Genomic DNA, 20,965 nt, shown 5'->3' with positions numbered 1-20,965 from the left:
GGCAAAGCCTTGAAAACAAATGGCACGCAGTCTCAAGAATTCCAACAGTCCGACACCGCGCTCGGGCGCATCCAACGCCGCGTCGATGTCTCGGGACGACACGCGCGACCCACATGCGGACCAAACCCTCAGCCTGCCCTCTGATGTTGCCGGGTCCGGCGCGCTTGACCGGCTGGTCGATACAGCGCGTGACTATGCCCGCGCGGCGGCGTCGGACAACACGCTGAAGGCCTATGGAAAAGACTGGGCGCATTTCACACGCTGGTGCCGGATGAAGGGCGCCGATCCATTGCCGCCCTCTGCCGAGATGATCGGGCTTTATCTGGCCGACCTCGCCGCCGGGTCGGCCAAGGCCCCTGCCCTCTCGGCTTCGACGATCGACCGCCGCCTGTCGGGTCTGACCTGGAACTACGCCCAGCGGGGGTTCGCCCTGGACCGCAAGGACCGTCACATCGCGTCGGTGTTGGCCGGGATCAAACGCAAACACGCGCGCCCGCCGGTGCAGAAGGAAGCGATCCTGGCGGAAGATATCCTTGCGATGATCGCCACCCTGCCCTTTGATCTGCGCGGGCTGCGGGATCGGGCGATGCTGTTGTTGGGCTATGCAGGCGGGCTGCGCCGTTCTGAAATTGTCAGCCTTGATGTTCACAGGGACGACACGCCAGACAGCGGCGGCTGGATCGAGATCCTCGACAAGGGGGCCCTTCTGACCCTCAACGCCAAGACCGGCTGGCGCGAGGTCGAGATCGGGCGCGGATCGGCAGACCACAGCTGTCCGGTCCATGCGCTTGAGCAATGGCTGCACTTTGCGCGCATCGACTTTGGCCCCGTCTTTGTACGCACCGCGCGGGACGGCACGCGGGCGTTGCAGGCGCGGCTGAACGACAAACACGTGGCGCGGTTGATCAAGCGCACGGTGCTGGACGCGGGCCTGCGCAGTGACCTGCCCGAGGCGGATCGGCTGGCGCTGTTCTCGGGGCATTCGTTGCGGGCCGGTCTGGCATCGAGCGCTGAGGTGGACGAGCGTCACGTGCAAAAGCAACTGGGCCACGCCAGCGCCGAAATGACCCGCCGCTACCAGCGCCGCCGCGACCGGTTCCGCGTGAACCTGACCAAGGCGGCAGGGCTGTAAGGCCCCTACCCGTCCCCGTCCAGCGTCGCCAGAAATGCCTCGATCCCGGCCTGAAGGCGCGCCCGTGGCACGGCGGAAAAGTCGCGGTCAAGCCGCAGTTCGACCTTGCCGTCCGATGCGGTCACCCGCGCCTCGCCCTCGGGGCGGCCCAACCGCAGCGATGTTTTCGACACTGATTTCTGAACCAGAGGCTTGGCCTTTTTCTGCGGCACAAGGCTGTCGCGCAGCACGCGGGTCTCGGCGGCGGCGTCGCGGTCGGGCATGTCCATTAACGCGTTCATGATGCCCCCCGCCCTGTCCGGCTCGGCCTCCAGCAGTTTGTACACGTCCAGTCCCAGCGCGCGCGGGATCGCCTCGGGGTGGCGCACGGTGCCATCCAACGCTTCAAGAACGCGGGCGAACTGGCGGATGTAGGTCCGCTTTTGCTTGAGCGCCGACGCATAGAGCGTCGACACAGCCTCGCCTGACGGGATGCTTTCGTCGCGGGCATAGGACAGCGCAAGCTGGGCCATTTCGCCGAACGACAGGTCTTTGCGGATCAGGTTTTCGTCGACCATCTTGCGGTACAACGCGACCAACGGTTCCCCGCGGGGAACCATCGCCGCCGGAATGCGGGTGTACCGCGGATCGCCGGTTTCCTCGGCCAGCTCGCGGAAAGCGGCCAGACGGCGAAAGCCCTGGATCAATTCGAAACCATCCGAAGTCTGTTCCACACGGATCGGATTAGAGAGACCAACCGCCTTGATAGACTCTTTCAGTTCGGCCAGTTCGGGGTCTAAATTGGCCGACCTGTCGCGCGTCAGTTTCGACGTCAGCACATCCGCAGTCTGGATCAGATCGGTGATCAGCCCCAGCTTTTTCAGCCGAACATGCTCGTGCGCCAAGGCGTCGTTTTCAGCGCGAATGGCGGCTTCGGCTTCGGCGCGCTCGGCCGTTGCGTCCGCCGTTTCGGCAATTGCGCTGGCCATCGGACCACGGCGCGGCGCGGACAGATCGGTGATCCGCGGCTGCGCCGACACATCAAGTGACTTGGTTTCCGGCGCACGCTGGTTCCCCGCGGGGAACCCTGCGGCGTCTTCCTCGTCCTCCAGTTCAAAGTTGATATCAAAGACAGAGCGTTTCTTAGCCATTCATCAATCCTCCAGCTTATCCCACGCAGCAACCAGCGTGGCTTGGAATTCATCGTAGGCGCGGTCGAACGACATGCGCGCCCGACGCCAGGTTTCGCGGGTCATCTGGCGGTAATCCATTTCGTAGATCGACGACAGAAACCGCCCCGACTGTTCAACCGCACGGGTCATTTCGATCGGGTGCTCGGCAACGTGTGACTTAAAAACCTGACCAAATGCTGTTTGCATCGCACGGTGCAAATCGTTGTTCGGCTCGAACCGGGTCAGCAGAAACCGGATATCGGCAAACACTTTGTCAGGGTTGGTGCCCGACGGCAGCCGTCCGCGAAAACGACCCAAGTCCTCTAGCGCCTCGGAGAGCTGACCGATGAAACTGGTGGTGCTGTCATATTCCCAATAGCCGGGGCCCGAGGGGACATACAGAACGTCAGCGGCGAACACCGCGTTCATCGACTGATAGCCGATGGCAGGGGGGCAGTCGAAAATAATCATGTCATAGGCGTCTGGCGGGATCTGATCCAGATAGCGCGACACCGCCGCAAAGAACGACCATTCGGGGTTCAGGTGCCGGTACTGCGCGCTGGCAAATTCGACAAAGGCGGCGTTGGCACAACTGGGAATGATGTCGATGGTGGGCCAGCTGGTCGGCTTGATAAAGTCGGTGACGCGCAGATCGTTCAGCCCCATGCCGGTCACCGACGCGGGCAGTTTGCGCTGGGGCAGGGCGGCGCCGCTTTCGGCACCGGCGGCGGCGGCGTTCATCCGCTCGGTCTCGCGGATCAGGTCGCGGGCCATGATGCCCCAGACGGTCACCTCTTCCGAGACATCGGACAGTCCCATCGAATGGCTGAGCGTCGCTTGGGGGTCGAAGTCAACGGCCAGCACACGGTAGCCGTCCAGCGCGGCGGCGTGGGCGAAATGCAAGGCGACGGTGGATTTGCCGGCACCGCCCTTGAAGTTGGCAATCGCCGCGCGGATCGCCCGCTTGCCCGCGGGGCGTTTGGGCATCAGCGACTTGCCTTTGATCTTCAGCTTGCGCCGCAATTCGTTGATCTCTTCCAGTGTGTACCACCGCTGGCGGCCGTCTTCCTCGACCAGCCCTTCGGGCAGCGACGGGTCGGCGGCAAGGCGTCCGCGAAAGGTCGACGGGTTGATCTTGAGGATCAGCTCGGCGACCTCCCAGCTTGAGAACCGGCGCAGGGTTTTTTCCAGCTCGGGGGAATATGTCTGCTTGCGGATGAACCCCTGCATCTTCAGCGACTGCGCTTGCAGCTTTGCCAGATCGGTGTGCGTGTACATTATAGAGACCTCGGATTGTCGGTTGCTGCCCGGTTGAGACACGGGTTCCCCGCGGGGAACCGATGCGAAACAACAAACAGAACGCTAATTCTTGTTCTTTCTTGGTTTAAGCTGAACTTGCATCGTAAAGAAAGTGATATATTCTGATTTCGGGAAATCTGTGTTCCTGCGGGACATGATCCTGCGGCAGAGATTCGCGGCCGCATCTAAGAACACGGCGGGGCTGCGCATAATCCCACGATATAGCGGGACACCATCTGGCCCCCAGCTAAGTATTGGGGGACAAAAGTGGCCCATTGGGGGACGCCCAGGATGACCCCCAATACCTATATACCAAAAATTCTATTTTGAATGATTGGGTTTGAAGGGGGGACCGAGAAACTGCCCCTTGACAGAATCGCATGTTTGGACGCAAATCAGGGACGAGGCCGGAAAGGCGTTGTCGCCATTCTACCCAACACAGGGTCCGCCAAGAGATCCTACGTCGAGGCACAGTATACCTGCGCGCTTTGCGCAGGAAAGGGCATCCATGCACATTGTCAAACCCGCACGTCAACGCGACGCTGCGCGCAAATATGATATTATCACGGCCCTGGGCGCATATGCGCTGGCGCGTGACAAACATGACCAACGGTTGGTTCTGCGGCTGATCACGCTGATCACCGCACGCTATAACTGGGCGCGTGACGAGCTGGCCGTGGGCCAACGCGAGATCGCGCGGATGTGGTCGGTGGATGAACGCACGGTCAAGCGCGAGATGGCCAAGCTGCGCGGCCTTGGTTGGCTGGTCGTCAAGCGTCAGGGTGCGCGGGGGCGGGTGACGGAATACGGCATGGACTTTGACCGGATGCTGGCCATGACGGAAAGCGATTGGGCAAATGTCGGCCCCGACTTTGATCTGCGCATGAGCGGCAAGCCCGAGGAGACGCCGGTGGTGTCGTTGCCGCTGAAAGGGGATGTGCCCGCACCCGATGTCAGCGCAGGGACGGAATGGGTGTTGGCGCAGGCGATCCTGCACGCCGAGGCACCGGACCTTTACGGCAGCTGGCTGCGCAATCTTGAGCGCGTCGGCAGGGCAGGGGGGCGGCTGACCCTGAAAGCGCCCAGCCGGTTTCACGGCACCTATGTCCAGACGCATCTGGCCCGGCGGGTTCTGGCGGCCTGTCAGGCGGTGGATGCGGATGTCACAGATGTGGCGATTGTGGTCTGATGGGGGGGGCGCCTTGATTGTTGGCAATCTTTGCCATAGTTTCACGATAAAGGAGCCGCCAATGGTCACCATGAATATATCCCTGCCTGATCCGATGAAATCCTGGGTCGAGGAACAGGCCAGATCCGGGCGTTATGCCAATTCGAGTGACTACGTGCGCGACCTGATCCGGCGCGATCACGCCCGCCAGGACGCCATCGCAGAAATTCAGGGCGCTGTGGATGCAGGGCTGGCGAGTGGGCCGGCAGCCCCGTTTGACCGTGCGGCGTTCAAGGCCGGGATGCGCGCGAAATATGGCAAGTAGCGGTCGTTGGTCGCTGCGTCCTGCGGCGCAGGCCGACATTGCGGACATCTGGCAACATGGCGCTGCAAACTGGGGTGTCGATCAGGCGGATCGTTATGCCGATGGTCTGTTCGCCGTTTTTGACCTGATTGCCGATTTCCCTGAAATGGCCAGCGAACGTGTGGAATTCACGCCGCCGGTGCGGATACATCCGACGGGCGCGCATCTGGTGATTTACCGCGCGGACGGGCAGGGCGTCGAGGTTATCCGCCTGCGGCATGCCGCGCAGAACCTGACGGCATTTCTGCTTGACCGGTAAGCGCCTGCCGGGGCCACCGCACGGTGTATTCTGGTTCGGTTAACGCCTGCCACGGATGCTAAGGCCTCATTGTTCAAAGGAGGCCGCGATGCCCATTTCCGATTCTTTCACGAGCTATCAAGACGGGCTGACAGGCCCCATCTGCGACGGTTTTGACATCACCCCTGCTGATGCCACGGACCTGAGCGATGTCACGCGCGCGGTCATGGTGGGCTCTGCCGGCGATCTGGCGGTGGTGTTGAAAAACGGCAGCACGCTGACCCTGCCCAGCCTGGCGCCCGGGGTGATTTATCCGGTGCGGGTGCGGCGTGTGCTGGAGACCGGCACCACGGCGGCGGGCATCAAGGGGCTGTTTTGATGCTGGGGCTGGCGGTGGGAATGACACCGCAGTACCGCGGCAGGGTTCCGGTGCCCTTTCCCGCCGGCTTTGGCTGGGACACGGGGCGGTTTGATTTCGACATCTCGCAAAGTGGCGGGCGGTATCAGGCCGAGATCAACCCCCGCGATCTGGTCGATCCGGCGATCTGGACCGGGCCCGCGCTGCATGTGGACGGGGCGACCGGCGATGACGGCAACAGCGGGCTGGGTGCGCAGGACGGTGATTTTTCCGATGCCAAGCGGACGATTCACGCCGCCTTTGTCGCGGGCAATGCCACGGGCGCGCCGTATCGTGTGCTGGTCAGGGCGGGGATTTACGAGGAATCCGCCTTTACCCGCAACGGCAATGACGAACCCACACAGGCGGTTGCGGTCATCGGCTGGGGCGGGGCGCTGCGGTATCGCACGGGGCCGTTTTCGGTGGTCTGGACGGATGCGGGCGGCACCTTTTCCGCGCCGGAAACCTCGGTGCGGCGGGTGTTTCGCTGTGACGTGCAAACCCCCGAGGGGCTGCATTCCGAGCTGACACAGGTGGCGGATGTGGCGGCCTGTGCCGCCACGCCGGACAGTTGGGTGCAGGACGGATCGCTCGTGCATGTCAACATCGGCGGCGCGCCGGGGCCCGAGGATATTGCCGTGATCCGGTCGTTTCACGGGGCGCGGTTCATGTCGCATGACAAGGATTTCTACCTTGAAAACGTCCATGCCGAAGGCGGGATCACCGGCGCGCTGCATTTCGATGCGGTGGCGGCGCGCAATATTGTCGGGGTGAACTGCACCTTTCGGTACAGCGCGCCGTCGAACCCCACAGCGCCAAAGGATGCGGTTCAGGTGCGGCGCACCGACGGGTTGGTGGCGTTTTTCGGCTGCGACGCGTCCAACGGGGCCAAGGACGGCTGGTCGTTCCACGAGGACGGGGCGGACGGTATGCATGTGCTGTTGCAGGATTGTACCGGCTGGCGCAACGGGATCGACGGCGCGACCTCGTGCAATGGGTTCACCACCCATGACGGGGTGCGGGCGATCCTGTTGGGCGGCGACTATGGCCTGTCGCGCAACGGGACCGAGGTGCATGTGATCCAGTCTACACGGACATGGGCGGCAGGCAGCCGCGCGGTGGCGCGGGATATTGATGGCACTTCGGTCGCGTTCAAATGTTCCAACGACGCGGTCCTGTGGTTGCAGGATTGCGTGGCCGATGCGGAGGGACCTGCGGAAAACTATGCGCTTGAGGCGAATGCGGGGACGGTGTTCACCCGCGGCTTCGTCGTCGTCGCGGGCGGGATCGAGGTGTCGCCCGAAGGGTCCGTCACACCGTTCTGAGACAGCCGCCGCGCCAGATCCAGCCAGTCCGGCACCGCTTCGGCTGTGCCGGACCAGGTTTCGCAGCGCGTCAGGGCGTCGGGGCTGTTGTAGCCGATGATCGACGGCAGCGCCGGATCGCACAGCCGGTCGGGGCCCAGAGTCGGCAAACCGTGATGACGATACAGCAGGATGCGGTTGGAATTGGTCGTTTGGTATTCGACGCCGGGTGCGTCGCGGTAAGGGGCAAGGCCGATGTCGGCGTGGGCGATATGGGCCAGCGTCGTGGCAAAGGGTTGTTCGCCATGCCAGGTGATGTTGGGCAGCGCGGGGGGCGTTCTGCGCAGCCTGCCCAGAACGTGGATCTGCCAGTCGGGCCGTTGCCGTGCGATGCGGATCAGCGCCGGAATATCAATCAGGGTCGTGCCGGCGCAGACGGCGACGGGGCCACGGCGCGGCGTGGGGTAGGGATCGGGCGTGCGGATATCAATCTGGTCGTGCGGGATGCCAACGGGGTCGATCGTGACATTGGGGTGGCTGGCAAAGCGGGCGGCGATGCGCGGGCTGGCGGTGCTGATGCGGGTGAAATGATGGTGCGCCTGTTCCGCGCGCAGCAGCGCATCGGGCGCGTTCAACAGGCGGATGTCATCGGACACGCGGTAGATGCGCGCGGCCTGCGGGGCCTGCTTGGCCAGAATGGGCGCCAGCAGGACCGGCGGGCCGCTTTCGCATATGACCAGATCGGCGCGGGCCAGCGGGGTGCGCAGACGGGGGCGCCAGTGGTTAGTGAACAGGGGATTTGCAGTCTCTAACAGGCGATTCGCGGCGCTGTTTCGGGTTTTCACCGGATGGATCGGGGGCAGGCTGTAGATCGACGTCAGCGTCGGGCTGCGCTGGTAGGTGCCGCGATGGGGCGGGTTGTCTAGCGCACGCAGGCGGACATCGCCAAAGAGCGCGGACAGCCAGCTATAGCCGACCGTGATATGCGTCATGTGCCAGCCTGCCGCTTGCAGATGGTCGGACACCCACAGCATCGAGGGGCGGCGGTGTTGGTGGGGAAAGTGGCCTGTGATCAGGACGGCGCGTTTCATGCGGGGCTTCTTTTGATGGGGGGCAGGAGGATGGCGATATAAAGCGTGCTGCCCAGGGCGATTTCGATGAACAGGGGCAGGGGCGGGGTAAGCGCGAAGGCGCCCAGCATCAGCGTGCCGGCGAAAAGGGGCGCGCAAAGTGGGCTAAGGTCGCGCAGGCCGAGGCCAAGGCGCGGCAGCGCGCGGGTGAGGTGCCACAGTGTGGTGAGCAAGGCCGCGCTGCTGAGGGCGACGGCGACGCTTGTGGCAGAGAATGCCAGCGCGGGCAGGGTGCAGAGCGCCCCCAAGGCAATGAGCATGGCGGCGCGTTTCAGCATCAGGCCGGTGTGACCCTGCGCGGTCAGCGCCTGATGGATCGGCATCGTCAGCGCCGAGAGCAGGCCAAACCCGCCAAGGCCGATAAGGACCGGCGCGGTGGTGGCGGCGTGGTCCGGTCCGATCAGCAGGGCAAGGATCTGCGGTGCGGCGACACAGGTGCCGGCCCAGATCCAGACAGCAAGGCTGGCCGACAGCCGCAGGTGATCGGCAAGGGCGCGGCGGAAGTGGGGGCCGCGCAGTTGCGGCAGGGCGATGAACCGCAACGGTGCCAGCGTAAGCGCGTCGATCAAGGACAGCACGCGGGTGGCGATCTGAAACGCGCCGGCGGCGGGCAGGCCAAGGGCAAGGCCGACGGCGAGTTGTGTCAGCGGGATCAGGGCGGCGGTGAGGAAATCCCGCGCCGCGATCTGGGCGGTTTTGGGCCATATCAGAGCCTGATACCGCCAAGCGGGCAGGGTGGCGGGCCGCCAGCGGGCGAGGTTAAGGGACAGACCCGCCGTCAGTGCCGCATTGGCAATGGCAAAGCCCACCAGTGCCCAGGCCTCCGCCCCGTGCAACAGCATCCACAGGGCGAGGGCGGCGGCGGCGGACTGGCTGGCCAGCGTCCGCAAGGCAAGCGCGCGCAGACGCAAAGACTGGCGCAGGATGCCCTCGGACACCGCGCCGATGCTGTGGATCAGGGGGATCATGCTAAGCGCAAGAAGCAGCGGCGCTTGGGCCAGCACGGCGATGGCCCCGAGGACCAGCGTGACGATCAACCCCGCGCCCACCGACAGCGCAAACAGCGCATCCTGCCTGCGCTGGCTGCGGCCAAGGATGATGACGCTTTCGCAGATCCCCGCCTTGTGCAGCCCCTGGGTCATACGGATCGGGGCAAATGCGGTGGCAAAGGCGCCGATTTCGGCCAGCGTCAGAAACCGCGTGGCGATCAGGAACAGGGCCGCGTTGATGCCCACGCGGGACCATTGCAGGACAAAGGACCATCCCCGCGTGCTCATGCCGGGGCCGCCTGTTTGCGGCGGCTGAATCCGCGCATCAGGGGGCGTTCAATCGCGATATGGGTGAGGATGCCGACGGCCACTGCCAGCGCGCAGACGGTCACCACATAGACCCACGCGCCTAGCGCCGTGGCCGGCAGCAGCGGCAGCAACACCAGCGTCGCGGCCCGCAGGGCAAAGCGGTGCGACAGATACAGTGCATAGGACGCATCGCCCAAAAGCTGACCGGGCAAGGGGCGCTGCGGGCAAAACAGGGTGCCGCCCGCCACGATCAGCGCAGCAGGCAGGCCCGCGGCGATGAAACGGGGCAGGGGGGTCGGGTCAAGCGCGATGAGCAGGGCAAAGCCCATCACCAGTGCCGCGATGCTGAGCGCCATATCAGGGCGGGACCAGCCGCGCTGCCACAAACGGGCGAGCGCAATGCCAAAGAGGAATTCAAGGATCAGCGGATTGGTCCAGAAGGTGAATTGAGCTGTGGTGAACCCGACCACAAGGCCCAGCAGCGCCAGCGCCATCAGCATCCCCGCCACCGTGACCAGCGGGCGGGGCAGGGCAAGGCACAGCGCCATCAGCGCGTAAAAGAACATCTCGTAATTCAGGGTCCAGCCCAGCGACAGAACCGGTGCGATGCGGCCATCGGCGCGGGCATAGGGGAAGAACCCGTAAGAGCTGAGGATCTGGGCGGGGTCCAGGGTCGTATCCTTGGCCCCGCCGGGCAGGACCAGCAGCGCGGCGACCATCAGCGTGGTGAACAGGTAATACAGCGGCACAACCCGCAGGATACGCCGCCACAGAAAGGCCCCCGGCTGGCCGGCATAGCGGCTGGCCGACAGGGTGATGACAAAACCGGAAATCACAAAGAAAATATCGACGCCGCGTGTCCAGGGCACCGCGTCACCGGGCAGTTGCAGGGCAAAGTAATGTTCCGCCTCGGCCAGCACATGGCCGATCAGCACCATGACGGCGGCGACCCCGCGCAGCGCCTGAAGACCAAGGAGCCTATGCGGGTTCATCGTGACGCTCCGGCACAGGGGCCGCGTGGCGGCGTTGGGTGGCAAAGACCGCCATATGCCGCATGACGCTGTCGGGCAGGGGCGGCGGTTGCTGCGCCGGTTTGCGGCGCGACCGGAACAGCGGCAGCGCGGCCGGCTGCCCAAGCGGGGCACTGCGGCGGCGCATCGACAGCAGCACGACCAATGCGATCAGGGCCAGCGAAAACAAGAAATTCTGATGCGTGAAATAGACCGAGTGGCTGGAAAACAGCAACGCGGCCCCGATCTGGGCATAGACCACCGCAAAGCCAAGCGACCGGCGCGCGGCGATAAAGACACGTCGGATGACAAAGGCCACCACCGCGATGAACAGCGCCCCCAGCACCGGACCGAAATCCACATAAGCCGCCGTCAGAAAGGGAAATTCGCCCCCGCCCAGCACCGCGTCCAGCGCGTCGGTGCGCGGGGTCAGCAATCTGGCGAAATAGCCGTCGGTGAAGGTCAGGAACATCACCCCCTCGAAATTCAGCCCGCCCCAAGTGTGGGGAATGTTGACCATCAGCGGGGCAAAGGCGTTCCACATGTCATTGACCACGTAAAACGCCAGTTTTTGCAGCCCGATGTCGAGCGCCGAGCGGTTGAACATCGGGTTGGTGATCGCCTCGCGCGCCAGCCACAGGCCCAGGAACAGCCCCACCGCCAGCACCATCCAGCCAAAGCCCAGCAGCCGCCCGCGCACGAGGCAGGCCACGATATAGGCAGAGAGCAGCAGTTGTAGCAAAAGCAGCCGCTGGCTCATCACTATGGGCAGGACAAACAGCGCCAGCGTGTTGCAGACCAGCGTTGCCACCATCATCACCCGCGCGCGTCGCGGCAGGGTGCCAAGGGCCAGCAGCGCGGCGGCCATGCAGGCGGTTGCAGGCAGGGCGGCGTAGAACAGGCGCATGCCAGTGAACAGCTTGTTTTCCAACAGGATGTCGCGGGTGGTCAGGCTGTCGATATAGGCGGCCGCGGCCAGGTTGATCAGCCCGCCCGCCTTGGCCGCAGCGGTGACAATCCACAAGGCCGTGACCCCCAGCAGCACCATGTTCAGCGCAAAGGTCAGGTGGGCCGCGCGGGTCGGATTCAGGTGGCCGCCAGAGGGGACCGGCCTGCGCCGGGAAAAGCGGCCGGCAGTGTCGCCCACCGCATAGACCAGCAGCGCCAGCAGCAGCCACGCCAGCCCGGCACCGCCAAAAACCGAAGGGTCAAGGTGTTCACGCAACATAAAGGTTTGCACCAGATCCAGACGGTGCAGTTGCGCCAGGGTCACCGCCATGGCCGCGCCGGACAGCCCCCAGCACAGCAGCAGCAGCGTCAGGGGGGACAGCGCATGCCTCATGCGGCGGCACGGCGCGGGTGCAGGGCGCGATACACGGCGATATCCGGCGCGCACAGCTGTTCGATGCGCGCGCGCAGGCTGTCGGGGATGTGCGTCGGTGCGGGGGCGGCGTTGCGTTTCCAGCGCGGCAGGGGCGTGCGGATCAGCCGTTGCAGATCGGCGGCAAAGGCGTCTGGCCGCGCCAGATCGCCGACCACGTCAAAGCGTTCCAATGCCGCCACGGCGCGGGCAATCAGCGGGGCGGGATCGCGGCCTGCGGTCTGGCTGTGTCCGGCGAAATAGAACAGGTATTGCGACGCGATGCGCAGGGCGTCGGGCGTGTCCAGAAACCCCGCCAGCGTTGGGGGACGGACAGGCGACGGATGACGGCGTTGCAGGTAGTTGTAATGCGACACGAAACGCGCCACCGGATCGCGCAGCAGCGTGACAAAGGCATATCCCCGCGCGGGACCGTCGTGCAGGTCCGCATCATATTGCACATGGCCCGCGATCATCCGCACCCCGCGCCCGACCTCGGCGTGCAACTGATCCCGCCGGCGGGCGTAGTCGTCCAATATGCGCACCTCGCCCCGCAGTGCCTGATCGCCCTGACCCAGCGCAATCGTTGTCTGTGACATCAGGTGCCGCAACCGCAGCGCCGCACCAAAGCTGGAGCCGCCGCATTTTGGCACGTGGATGTAGATGATCCGGGCCATGGGTTCCCTTGCGCAAGTCAGGCGGGGGATGCCCCGCGCGTTAGTCCTTTGGAAAGGATTGCACGGGGTGGTTAACGCGGGATTAACGCCGGCTGGCCCCGTGACGCTTGAAAGCAACACTCGAAAGTAATACCTTAGAAATATCATTCCTTACCAACGGGAGGCACCCATGCAAACAACCGTGACATCCAAGGGTCAGGTGACCATTCCCAAGGCGCTGCGCGACCTGCTGGGCCTGCATGCGGGCAGCAAGGTCAGCTTTCGCCGCACAGCCGATGGCCGGGTCGAGCTGGTGCCGCAAGAGGCCGCACCGGAGCAAAGCAGCTTTGCCCGCTTTCGCGGCCATGCCGGGGCGGGGATGGACACCGACGCGATCATGGCGCTGACCCGTGATGTGCCCGCGGGACCGGATGATTGACCCTGATAGACACCAATGTCCTGCTGGATCTGGCGACGGACGACCCGAGGTTTGCCGACTGGTCGATTGCCCAGCTTGAGGCTGCGTCGCTGACCGGACCGCTGCTGATCAACGACGTGATCTATGCCGAGCTTTCGGTGCGCTATGAGACCAAGGAGGCATTGGACGCCTTTGTAAATGGTATCGGGCTAAAGCATGTGGCGATACCGGCGGCGGCGCTGTTTCTGGCGGGCAAGGTGTTTCGCCAGTACCGCAAGGCTGGCGGCACGCGCAGCGGTGTCCTGCCCGATTTCTTTATCGGCGCCCATGCGGCGGTGGCGCAGACGCCTTTGCTGACGCGGGATCTCGGGCGTTACAGGCGCTATTATCCGACGGTCAGATTGATCACGCCAATTTAAGGCAATTCAGAAAAATGTTTCGGGTTAGGGTTTTGGTAACAATTTTGACCTGATGGTTAACCTCGAGGGACCGGTGGTGGGGCACTGACTTTCGAGGAGACCACATGCGTATCATTCACCTTGTGACACGGCTCTTGCGGGCCGGATCCGAAGAAAACACCTTGGACACCTGCCGTTGGCAGATCGCCCAGGGCCATGACGTGGTGTTGATCCACGGCGCGGGCCCCGATCCCTATTGGGACACCCATCTGCCGCCCGGCCTCATGCGGATCGCGCTGCCCGAGATGGTGCATCCGGTGCATCCCTTGCAGGATTTTCGCGCGGTCAAACGGTTGCGACAGGTGTACCGCAGCCTTGGGCCGGACGTGATCCACACCCATCAAAGCAAGGCAGGCGTTCTGGGACGGCTGGCGGCGCGCGCCGTGCCCGATGCGGTGGTGGGCCATGGCATTCACATCGTCCCGTTCGAGGGCGTCAGCCCGGCCAAACGCGCGCTGTATATCGCGGCGGAACGTCTGGTGTCGCGGCAAACGGATGTGTTTATCGGCGTGTCCGAAGCGGTGGGGCGGTCGTATGTGGCAGCGGGCATCACGCGGCGCGGTCGGGTGCATTGCGTGCGCTCGGGCATGGACATCGAACGGTTCCGCAACCCGGCGTTGCCTGCGGACTGGCGCGCGTTGCTGGGGGTTCAAAGCGGCAATGCGCGGCCGCGTGTGGCGCTGATGATGGCCGCATTCGAGCCGCGCAAGCGCCACGTTGCCTTTTTGCGCGCCTTTGCCCGCGTGGCCCACACGATGCCTGATCTGAAACTGTTGTTGGCCGGCGCGGGCCCCGAAGAGGCACGGGTGCGCGCGGCGGTGCGCGGGCTTGGGCTGGATAAGACGGTGGTATTCTGCGGCCACCGCCCGGACCCCGAGGCGCTGTTTGCGCTGGCCGATCTGTCGGTGCTGACCTCGGCCCGCGAAGGATTGCCGCGCGTGGCGGTGCAGTCGGTCGCGGCGGGCTGCCCGATGGTGGTGCAGCAGCTTCCGGGGATCGACGAGGTGATCGACCATGATCGCAACGGTCTGATCGTGGATGCCGACGACATGCGCGGCGTGGTGCGGCAGATGTCGGCGCTGTTGCGCGATGACGCCCGCCTGAACCGTCTGCGCGCGGGCGCGCAGGCCACCGATGTCAGCGCCTGGGCGCTGGATGCGCTGGGGGCACGGACGACGTCGCTTTATGGGTTGCCGGTGCGCCGTCCCGTGGGCCGCCCGGCGTTGGCCGGACTGGAGCCCGCATGACCACCTATATCAACGGCCGTTTCCTGACACAGCCGCTGTCGGGTGTGCAGCGCTATGCCCGCGAGATCACCCGCGCGCTGGACGCCGAGCTGGCCCGGTCGCAGCGCCCGCAACATCAGCTTGGCCCTATCGAGGTGCTGCTGCCGCACGCGGCCCCGATGCCCGACTGGCAGGTGTTGCGCCCCCGCGTGATCGGCGGCGGGCGTGGCCATCTGTGGGAACAGGGCGCGCTGTGGCGGGCCAGCCGCGACGGCGTGCTGATCAGCCTGGGCAATTCCGGCCCGCTGCGTCACCGCGCCCATGTGCTGTGCCTGCATGACGCCAACCTGTGGGAGTTCCCGCAGGCCTATGGGTGGCGCTACCGGATGCTGCACCGCGTCTTGCGGCCCCGTCTGGCCCGGCGCGCGGCGGCGCTGATGACGGTCAGCCGCCATTCCGCACAGGCCATCGCGCGACATCTGGGCGTGGATGCCGCAGGGTTTCGCATTGTCTCTAACAGCGCCGATCACGTGCTGGACCTGCCTGCGGGACGTGACGTGCCCGCGCGCTATGGCCTGACGCCGGGGGGCTATCTGCTGAGCGTGGGCAACCGCAGCCCCAACAAGAACCTGTGCCGCCTGATCGCCGCCCATGCCGAATGCGGCGATCAGGTGCCACCGCTGGCGTTGGTGGGCGGCGGCGTGCCGGGGATTGTCGCCGACACCGCGGGGCCGGGCACGCGGGTCAAGATGCTGGGACGGGTGCCCGATACTGATCTGCGCGGGCTGTATGAGGGGGCTGCCGGTTTCGTCTTTGCCGCGCTGCACGAAGGTTTTGGCATTCCGCCGTTGGAAGCGATGCGCCTGGGCGCGCCGGTCCTGTGCGCCCACAGCGGCGCGATGCCCGAGGTGCTGGGCGATGCCCCGCTGTGGTTCGATCCGCGTAGTGGCGATGACATGCGCGCCGCGTTGATCAGGTTCGCACGAATGGAGAGCGGTGTGCGTGCTGCAATGATCCATGCCGGACACAGGCAGGCGGCGCTGTATAACTGGCGTAAGAGTGCGCTGGCGCTGGCCGAAGTGGTGGGCGAGGTTCAGCGCAGAGGTGCGGGCGATTTGATCGAGGCAGGGGCCTTGGTTCCGGTGGTCCCGTCGTGACGTGCGGGGTGAGAACCTGAACGACAGGCACACAGGTCGCAGATTCGTCAATTTCCGGGGGACATCTTGTCAGGCGACACGGCCCGCGCGGCTATCTGTTGGAAACATGCGCTTTTGACAACACCGGGATTCAGCACCCAAGGGGTCAAACCGCCTCAAACTCCACGCCGTCCTCAGAAACCAGCGCCGCAGTCAGGCGGCCGGTGGCGTAGGCGCCGGTGTCGATCGAGATGCGGCCGCGGTCGGCGGAGGGGGCGTCGACGATGGTGTGGCCATGCAGCACCCAGATGTCGTCCTGGCGGTCGACGCGATCAAAATCCGCGTGGCCCCAGTGCAGGGTCTGGGTGGTTTGCGCGGGCATAGGCAGCTTTGGATCGGCGCCCGCATGAACCACTGCAACGTTGCCGGATTGCCAAAAGGTCGGGCGGTCGCGCAGCCATTGGATCAGGTCAGGGCCGATCGCGGTGCCAAGCGCCTTGGCCAGTTTGACAAGCTCGGCCCCGTTGCTACCCTCGCTGGCGCCGGCGACGCCGAAGCTGGCCAATGTCTGAAGCCCGCCGTAGCGCAGCCAGCGGGGGCCGAATTTTTGCGGGTTATCGAGGAACCCCAACATCATTTCTTCGTGGTTGCCGGACAGGCAGATGATGTCGGGCCGGGCCTGTAGCATGGCCAGAACCTCGGCGCTGTGGTCGCCGCGGTCGATGTAGTCGCCGACACAGACGATCTGGCAATCGGGCACCTTGGCCAATGCGCGCTCCAACAGGTCGGCGCGCCCGTGCAGATCGCCAAGTGCGACAAAGGGTGCCTCGGGCGCGGGGGGCGCGAAGGGGGCTTTGGGCGTGATAAGCCCCTTGATCCAACTGCCCAGCATTTTGGCGCATTCATCCTGAAAGTGTTGCATTGGGACCGCAGTGCGGGACTAATTGCTATGCGTTTCCGCCGGTGATGTGAAGTCCTGTCACGGGCCTGTTATGCGGTTTGAAACATTTGGGTGGCTTTGTTTTGATGCACTACGGCAATAGATTGATCTGCGCAATTATTGTGGCGCTTGGGTGGGGCGGCGCTGTTCAGGCACAGACGTTGTCGACATATGGCACACCGGGTCTGATCGACATGCCGACGGCGCAGGTGCTTCCGGACGGCTATGTGGGGATCACGACCAGCCATTTTGGCAAGGTCAGCCGGAATACGTTGATGTTTCAGGTGCTGCCGCGTGTCTATGGGACGTTCCGGTATGCGATCCTTGATGATTTCGATCCCGGTGGCCCTCAGGATGGAACGCGGTTCGACCGCAGTTTCGACCTGCACTATCAAATTAGCGATGAAACCGCTCGTCTGCCCGGTCTGGCGGTGGGATTGCGCGATTTCGGCGGCACCGGGGTTTATTCCGGCGAATACCTTGTTGCGACCAAAACTTTCGGTTCAAAACTGCGGGTAACCGGCGGCATGGGGTGGGGGCGGTTGGCGCAACGCGGGTCGTTTTCCAACCCGCTTGGCGTGTTTTCGGATCGTTTCGAGAACCGGCCGAACGCGGCTGCCGGAGGCGACACCGGGCAGCTGGACTTTGGCTCGTGGTTTCGCGGTCCTGCTGCGCTTTTCGCCGGGGTTGAGTATCAGGCGACGGACAGGCTCAGCTTTCAGCTTGAGTATTCTTCGGATGCTTATGACCGTGAATCCCGCGTTGGCGTCATCGACATCAAGACCCCCATCAACGTCGGCATGAACTACACATACCCCAGCGGGTCGAACCTGCGCGCGTTTGTCATTGGCGGGTCCGAGATCGGCTTTCAATACAGCCTAGTGCTGAACCCGGCCAAGCGCCGCGCGCCGGGGGGCATGGATGCCGCGCCGGTGCCATTGGTGCCGCGCAGCCAGGCGGTGTTGTCAGGCTACGACCTGCGCCAGCCGGACGCCAAGGCACAGGCAGACCGGACGCTAGAGGCGCTTTTGGCCCAGGAGGGCATGGAGCTTCAGGCGTTCACCGTGAACGGTCGGCGTGCGCAGGTGCGGTTGCAGAACAACCGCTGGGACATCGAAGCACAGGCGGCTGGCCGTGCGGCGCGGGCGATGGCGGTGGCCCTGCCTGCGGATGTCGAGGTGTTCGACATCACATTCCAGACCAATGGCGTGGCCATCAGCACAATCACCGTCGCGCGCAGCGACATCGAGGAACTTCAGACAGATTACGATGGCGCCTGGACCACTTTGGCGCGGTCGCGCATCACCGATGCCGTGCCCGACGGACGTGCGGGCGAGCTTCCCGATGCCTTTCCGAAGTTCACTTTCGGGCTTGGCCCCTACCTTGCCCTTTCCCTCTTCGATCCCGACAGCCCGGTGCGCTATGACGTGGGGGCCGAACTGACGGCGGCCTATCGCCCCAGCCCCGGCCTGACCTTCGCGGGCACCTTCCGTTATCCGCTGGTCGGCAACATCGACGAGGCCACGCGGCGGTCCAACTCGGTCATCCAGCGTGTGCGCTCTGACGCTGCGCTTTACGCCATTGAATCAGAGTTTGAGATCAACAGGCTGACTGCCGAATACATGTTCCGCCCCGGCCAGGATCTGTTCGGGCGCGTCACCGTGGGCTATCTGGAAGACATGTACGGCGGCGTCTCGGGCGAGCTTTTGTGGTTCCCGGTCGCCAGCCGTCTGGCTCTGGGGATGGAGGTCAACTATGCCAAACAGCGTGATTTCGACATGCTGTTTGGGTTCCAGGATTACGATGTGCTGACGGGCCATGCCTCGGCCTATTACGATCTGGGCAACGGGTTCACCACGCAGGTGGACGTCGGGCGCTATCTGGCCAAGGATTGGGGGGCGACCTTTTCCGTGGACCGGGAATTCAACAACGGGTTCAAGATTGGCGCTTATTTCACGCTGACCGACGTGTCCTTTGACGATTTCGGCGAAGGCTCGTTCGACAAGGGCATCAAGGTCAGTATACCGCTGTCCTGGCTCACCGGTAAGCCGTCGCGCAAAACCGTGGACCGGACCATTCGGCCCGTGACCCGGGACGGCGGCGCGCGCCTGAACGTGGACAACCGGCTTTATAACGTGGTGCGTGACTATCGCGCGGACAAGCTGAGCGACGGTTGGGGGCGCTTTTACCGATGAAATCCTGGTTCCTGATCCCCGTTCTCGCCCTGCTGATCGGCTGTGGCACCTCGCAGGAAAACGATTCTCTCTTTGACCAGGCTTTGGGTGGACTGCGCGGCAGCGAATTCGTTCCGCGTTTTACCGCGCTGCTCAAAGCCGAGGCACCCGCTTTGCAGATCGGCTTTGTCGAACGTCAGGAGGGCGGCACGCTGCTGCTGGAACGGCGCGATGGCGGTTTCGACTACTGGCTGTCCCCCGACGGTGTGCAGATTATCCTGCAAAACGGTATGCTGCATGGCACGCGTGGTCTGGGCGAGGGGTTGCTTGCCTCGGAGCTCAGCCAGCCGCTGAGCCATGTGCGCGGGCTGACATCCGGCTATTCAGACCGGTTTCACACCTATCTCGATGGCAATGATCAGGCAGAAACACGCACCTATCGCTGCCTTTTCACGGTCGGCAAGCAAAGCGAAGTTGCGCTTCGCAGCAAGACCGTGCAAACCGTCCAGATGCGCGAAAACTGTCGCAGCCTGGATCAGGAATTTACAAATATCTATTGGGTCACGCCCGAAACGCGCCGCATCGTACAGTCCCGACAATGGGCTGGGCCGTTTGTTGGGGCGCTGTCGACACGGGTTGTCGAATAGGGACCGCACAAAGCAATAAGGAGACTGGGGTGTTGAAAAAACTTATCATGCTGGTGGCACTGACCGCCGTTGCGGGCTGTGGCGCGGTCTATCGGACGTCGTCGGTGGTGCCGGGGGTGGGTGATGGCACCAACGTCCGTGTCGTGCCATTGACCGCCGAAACCGTGGTGCAGGCCAACCGCGCACCCTTCGAACCCAAGACATTGCCCGCTGTGTTTTCGATGACAGCAGGCGGCGGCTCTGGTCTGCGCGGGGCCGGTGCGTTGCCCGAACCGACGTTCGACCTTGAATCGCGCCCCGGTGCATTGGCCCTGCGGGCGCCACCAGCGGCCAATCCGGGCGCTTATGAAATTGGCGTCGGTGATGTTGTCCTGTTGTCCACGCCCAGCACCGGATCGACGGTTGAACAGCTTTCCGGCCTTCTGGCCGCCCAGAACGCCCGCCAAGGGTATACCGTGCAGGATGACGGTTCGATCAACATTCCCAACGTCGGTCGCGTGCGCATTGCCGGGCTGACCATCGAAGACGCCGAGGCGGCGCTGTTCCAGAAACTGGTAGAGAACCAGTTTGACCCGACCTTCAGCCTGGAAATCGCCGAATTCAACTCGCGCAAGGTGTCGATCGGCGGCGCCGTGGGCACCCCTGGCGTGGTGCCGGTTTCGCTGACCCCGCTGTATCTGGGCGATGCGCTGGCCGCTGCGGGCGGTGTTTCGGTCGAGGATCAGGATTTTGCCTCGGTGCGTATCTACCGCGATGGCACGCTGTACCAGATCCCGCTGACCACCCTTTATGAACGCCCCGACCTGCTGCGCACCCGTCTGATCGACGGCGATGCGGTGTTCGTGGATACCGAATACGAACTGGGGCAGGCGCAAAGCTATTTTGAACAGCAAATCACCCTTGTTGGCGCACGCCAACAGGCCCGCGCGGCGGCCCTGAACGAATTGCAACTCGAAGTGGACCTGCGCCGCAGCGAGCTGAACGAGGCGCGCACCAACTACCAAAGCCGGATCGACCTTGGCGCCGATAATCGTGATTATGTTTACTTGACCGGTGAAGTCGGCAAGCAATCACGCTTTGCGCTGCCTTATGACCGCAAAGCCAACCTGGCCGATGCCATGTTCTCCGAAGCCAGCGGCGTGACGGTTGAAACCGGCGACGTCTCGCAGATCTATGTCCTGCGCGCCTCTTCGGACCCGCGCGAGTTCGGCGCAGTCACCGCCTGGCACCTCGACACCCGCAATGCGGCCAACTACGCGCTAAGCACCCGTTTCGAACTGCGCCCCGACGACATCGTCTTTATCGCGCAACAGCCCATCACCAAATGGAACCGCGCCGTGGCGCAGCTTGTGCCGTCGCTGATTAACATTACACGTGCGGCAAGTGATTAAGGCGGCGTAACTTGATTTAACGGTAATGCGGCCCTGAATGCTTCGCCTATATTTGGCCCGTGGTGTGA

General features: G+C 64.1%; 21 protein-coding genes. 13 read left to right on the top strand and 8 right to left on the bottom strand.

Annotation, left to right across the window (positions count from 1 at the left end; all coding sequences use genetic code 11):
- The first annotated feature begins 85 nt into the window (after positions 1-85).
- Entirely contained in the window at positions 86-1,132 is a 1,047-nt protein-coding gene (locus AAC077_RS15280; RefSeq protein WP_339771105.1) for a tyrosine-type recombinase/integrase, read from the top strand.
- A 5-nt stretch (positions 1,133-1,137) separates the two neighbouring features.
- On the opposite strand, the gene AAC077_RS15275 is transcribed toward AAC077_RS15280, so the two are convergent.
- Together AAC077_RS15275 and AAC077_RS15270 are read right to left on the bottom strand one after the other, a co-directional pair.
- Positions 1,138-2,262, bottom strand: coding sequence for a ParB/RepB/Spo0J family partition protein (locus tag AAC077_RS15275; RefSeq protein WP_339771096.1), 1,125 nt, complete (start codon positions 2,260-2,262; stop codon positions 1,138-1,140).
- 3 nt (positions 2,263-2,265) lie between these two features.
- The gene (locus AAC077_RS15270) at positions 2,266-3,561 is read right to left on the bottom strand and encodes an AAA family ATPase (protein WP_339771094.1); all 1,296 of its coding nucleotides are present in this window, start codon (positions 3,559-3,561) and stop codon (positions 2,266-2,268) included.
- A 529-nt stretch (positions 3,562-4,090) separates the two neighbouring features.
- Between AAC077_RS15270 and AAC077_RS15265 the strand changes: the two genes are divergently transcribed.
- The 5 genes from AAC077_RS15265 to AAC077_RS15245 all read left to right on the top strand — a co-directional run bounded on the left by AAC077_RS15265 (position 4,091) and on the right by AAC077_RS15245 (position 7,074).
- Positions 4,091-4,771 carry a DnaA N-terminal domain-containing protein gene (locus tag AAC077_RS15265; protein WP_339771092.1) on the top strand — a complete coding sequence of 227 codons (681 nt, stop codon included), beginning with the start codon at positions 4,091-4,093 and terminating at the stop codon, positions 4,769-4,771.
- A gap of 61 nt (positions 4,772-4,832) precedes the next feature.
- Positions 4,833-5,075, top strand: coding sequence for a type II toxin-antitoxin system ParD family antitoxin (locus AAC077_RS15260; RefSeq protein WP_339771090.1), 243 nt, complete (start codon positions 4,833-4,835; stop codon positions 5,073-5,075).
- Positions 5,065-5,373: a type II toxin-antitoxin system RelE/ParE family toxin gene (locus AAC077_RS15255; RefSeq protein ID WP_339771088.1), complete on the top strand. Its 309-nt coding sequence runs from the start codon at positions 5,065-5,067 to the stop codon at positions 5,371-5,373. Before AAC077_RS15260 ends, AAC077_RS15255 begins: the two co-directional genes overlap by 11 nt.
- 88 nt (positions 5,374-5,461) lie before the next feature.
- The gene (locus AAC077_RS15250) at positions 5,462-5,731 is read left to right on the top strand and encodes a hypothetical protein (RefSeq protein WP_339771086.1); all 270 of its coding nucleotides are present in this window, start codon (positions 5,462-5,464) and stop codon (positions 5,729-5,731) included.
- Positions 5,731-7,074 (top strand): hypothetical protein, encoded by a 1,344-nt coding sequence (locus AAC077_RS15245; protein WP_339771084.1) that lies wholly within the window; start codon positions 5,731-5,733, stop codon positions 7,072-7,074. The genes AAC077_RS15250 and AAC077_RS15245 overlap by 1 nt, the downstream gene beginning before the upstream one ends.
- On the opposite strand, the gene AAC077_RS15240 is transcribed toward AAC077_RS15245, so the two are convergent.
- The 5 genes from AAC077_RS15240 to AAC077_RS15220 are packed head-to-tail and all read right to left on the bottom strand — an operon-like array spanning position 6,972 to position 12,528.
- A complete protein-coding gene (locus AAC077_RS15240; protein WP_339771082.1) occupies positions 6,972-8,144 on the bottom strand; it encodes a hypothetical protein in 1,173 nt (390 codons plus the stop codon). The two genes, AAC077_RS15245 and AAC077_RS15240, sit on opposite strands and share 103 nt — an antisense overlap.
- Entirely contained in the window at positions 8,141-9,460 is a 1,320-nt protein-coding gene (locus tag AAC077_RS15235; RefSeq protein ID WP_339771080.1) for an oligosaccharide flippase family protein, read from the bottom strand. Before AAC077_RS15235 ends, AAC077_RS15240 begins: the two co-directional genes overlap by 4 nt.
- Positions 9,457-10,473, bottom strand: coding sequence for an acyltransferase (locus tag AAC077_RS15230; RefSeq protein ID WP_339771078.1), 1,017 nt, complete (start codon positions 10,471-10,473; stop codon positions 9,457-9,459). The genes AAC077_RS15235 and AAC077_RS15230 overlap by 4 nt, the downstream gene beginning before the upstream one ends.
- Complete coding sequence (locus tag AAC077_RS15225; protein ID WP_339771076.1) at positions 10,460-11,833, bottom strand: hypothetical protein; 1,374 nt, start codon at positions 11,831-11,833, stop codon at positions 10,460-10,462. The genes AAC077_RS15230 and AAC077_RS15225 overlap by 14 nt, the downstream gene beginning before the upstream one ends.
- A complete protein-coding gene (locus AAC077_RS15220) occupies positions 11,830-12,528 on the bottom strand; it encodes a sulfotransferase family 2 domain-containing protein (protein ID WP_339771074.1) in 699 nt (232 codons plus the stop codon). The genes AAC077_RS15225 and AAC077_RS15220 overlap by 4 nt, the downstream gene beginning before the upstream one ends.
- 169 nt (positions 12,529-12,697) lie before the next feature.
- On the opposite strand from AAC077_RS15220, the gene AAC077_RS15215 reads away from it, so the two are divergent.
- From AAC077_RS15215 to AAC077_RS15200, 4 genes are all read left to right on the top strand, one after another.
- Complete coding sequence (locus AAC077_RS15215; RefSeq protein ID WP_339771073.1) at positions 12,698-12,946, top strand: AbrB/MazE/SpoVT family DNA-binding domain-containing protein; 249 nt, start codon at positions 12,698-12,700, stop codon at positions 12,944-12,946.
- Positions 12,943-13,344, top strand: coding sequence for a type II toxin-antitoxin system VapC family toxin (locus AAC077_RS15210; protein ID WP_339771072.1), 402 nt, complete (start codon positions 12,943-12,945; stop codon positions 13,342-13,344). The genes AAC077_RS15215 and AAC077_RS15210 overlap by 4 nt, the downstream gene beginning before the upstream one ends.
- Positions 13,345-13,448: 104 nt before the next feature.
- Positions 13,449-14,630 (top strand): glycosyltransferase, encoded by a 1,182-nt coding sequence (locus AAC077_RS15205; RefSeq protein ID WP_339771070.1) that lies wholly within the window; start codon positions 13,449-13,451, stop codon positions 14,628-14,630.
- A complete protein-coding gene (locus AAC077_RS15200) occupies positions 14,627-15,766 on the top strand; it encodes a glycosyltransferase family 1 protein (RefSeq protein ID WP_339771068.1) in 1,140 nt (379 codons plus the stop codon). Before AAC077_RS15205 ends, AAC077_RS15200 begins: the two co-directional genes overlap by 4 nt.
- 145 nt (positions 15,767-15,911) lie before the next feature.
- Here the strand turns inward: AAC077_RS15200 and AAC077_RS15195 are convergent, their stop codons facing one another.
- Positions 15,912-16,667, bottom strand: a complete 756-nt coding sequence (locus AAC077_RS15195) for a metallophosphoesterase (protein ID WP_339771066.1) — start codon at positions 16,665-16,667, stop codon at positions 15,912-15,914.
- Positions 16,668-16,807: 140 nt separating this feature from the next.
- Here AAC077_RS15195 and AAC077_RS15190 point away from each other — a divergent pair, with 140 nt between their 5' ends.
- The 3 genes from AAC077_RS15190 to AAC077_RS15180 are packed head-to-tail and all read left to right on the top strand — an operon-like array spanning position 16,808 to position 20,897.
- Positions 16,808-18,880, top strand: a complete 2,073-nt coding sequence (locus tag AAC077_RS15190; RefSeq protein WP_339771064.1) for a YjbH domain-containing protein — start codon at positions 16,808-16,810, stop codon at positions 18,878-18,880.
- Positions 18,877-19,506: a YjbF family lipoprotein gene (locus tag AAC077_RS15185; protein WP_339771062.1), complete on the top strand. Its 630-nt coding sequence runs from the start codon at positions 18,877-18,879 to the stop codon at positions 19,504-19,506. Before AAC077_RS15190 ends, AAC077_RS15185 begins: the two co-directional genes overlap by 4 nt.
- A gap of 32 nt (positions 19,507-19,538) precedes the next feature.
- On the top strand, positions 19,539-20,897 hold the full coding sequence (locus AAC077_RS15180; RefSeq protein ID WP_339771060.1) for a polysaccharide biosynthesis/export family protein: 1,359 nt from the start codon (positions 19,539-19,541) through the stop codon (positions 20,895-20,897).
- Positions 20,898-20,965: the final 68 nt, after the last annotated feature.

Source organism: uncultured Pseudosulfitobacter sp. (assembly GCF_963976325.1).
Lineage (GTDB): Bacteria > Pseudomonadota > Alphaproteobacteria > Rhodobacterales > Rhodobacteraceae > Pseudosulfitobacter.
Note: the sequence above shows the minus strand (reverse complement) of the source record. Positions and strands in the feature narration are given on the sequence as shown.

What these genes read in the sequence shown, in the direction of transcription:
- AAC077_RS15200 (WP_339771068.1), top strand. Translation starts at nt 14,627, where the DNA reads ATGACCACCTATATCAACGGCCGTTTCCTGACACAGCCGCTGTCGGGT.
- AAC077_RS15215 (WP_339771073.1), top strand. Translation starts at nt 12,698, where the DNA reads ATGCAAACAACCGTGACATCCAAGGGTCAGGTGACCATTCCCAAGGCG.
- AAC077_RS15260 (WP_339771090.1), top strand. Translation starts at nt 4,833, where the DNA reads ATGGTCACCATGAATATATCCCTGCCTGATCCGATGAAATCCTGGGTC.
- AAC077_RS15250 (WP_339771086.1), top strand. Translation starts at nt 5,462, where the DNA reads ATGCCCATTTCCGATTCTTTCACGAGCTATCAAGACGGGCTGACAGGC.
- AAC077_RS15245 (WP_339771084.1), top strand. Translation starts at nt 5,731, where the DNA reads ATGCTGGGGCTGGCGGTGGGAATGACACCGCAGTACCGCGGCAGGGTT.
- AAC077_RS15225 (WP_339771076.1), bottom strand. Translation starts at nt 11,833, where the DNA reads ATGAGGCATGCGCTGTCCCCCCTGACGCTGCTGCTGCTGTGCTGGGGG.
- AAC077_RS15265 (WP_339771092.1), top strand. Translation starts at nt 4,091, where the DNA reads ATGCACATTGTCAAACCCGCACGTCAACGCGACGCTGCGCGCAAATAT.
- AAC077_RS15280 (WP_339771105.1), top strand. Translation starts at nt 86, where the DNA reads ATGTCTCGGGACGACACGCGCGACCCACATGCGGACCAAACCCTCAGC.
- AAC077_RS15185 (WP_339771062.1), top strand. Translation starts at nt 18,877, where the DNA reads ATGAAATCCTGGTTCCTGATCCCCGTTCTCGCCCTGCTGATCGGCTGT.
- AAC077_RS15220 (WP_339771074.1), bottom strand. Translation starts at nt 12,528, where the DNA reads ATGGCCCGGATCATCTACATCCACGTGCCAAAATGCGGCGGCTCCAGC.
- AAC077_RS15270 (WP_339771094.1), bottom strand. Translation starts at nt 3,561, where the DNA reads ATGTACACGCACACCGATCTGGCAAAGCTGCAAGCGCAGTCGCTGAAG.
- AAC077_RS15235 (WP_339771080.1), bottom strand. Translation starts at nt 9,460, where the DNA reads ATGAGCACGCGGGGATGGTCCTTTGTCCTGCAATGGTCCCGCGTGGGC.
- AAC077_RS15240 (WP_339771082.1), bottom strand. Translation starts at nt 8,144, where the DNA reads ATGAAACGCGCCGTCCTGATCACAGGCCACTTTCCCCACCAACACCGC.
- AAC077_RS15195 (WP_339771066.1), bottom strand. Translation starts at nt 16,667, where the DNA reads ATGCAACACTTTCAGGATGAATGCGCCAAAATGCTGGGCAGTTGGATC.
- AAC077_RS15230 (WP_339771078.1), bottom strand. Translation starts at nt 10,473, where the DNA reads ATGAACCCGCATAGGCTCCTTGGTCTTCAGGCGCTGCGCGGGGTCGCC.
- AAC077_RS15275 (WP_339771096.1), bottom strand. Translation starts at nt 2,262, where the DNA reads ATGGCTAAGAAACGCTCTGTCTTTGATATCAACTTTGAACTGGAGGAC.
- AAC077_RS15205 (WP_339771070.1), top strand. Translation starts at nt 13,449, where the DNA reads ATGCGTATCATTCACCTTGTGACACGGCTCTTGCGGGCCGGATCCGAA.
- AAC077_RS15255 (WP_339771088.1), top strand. Translation starts at nt 5,065, where the DNA reads ATGGCAAGTAGCGGTCGTTGGTCGCTGCGTCCTGCGGCGCAGGCCGAC.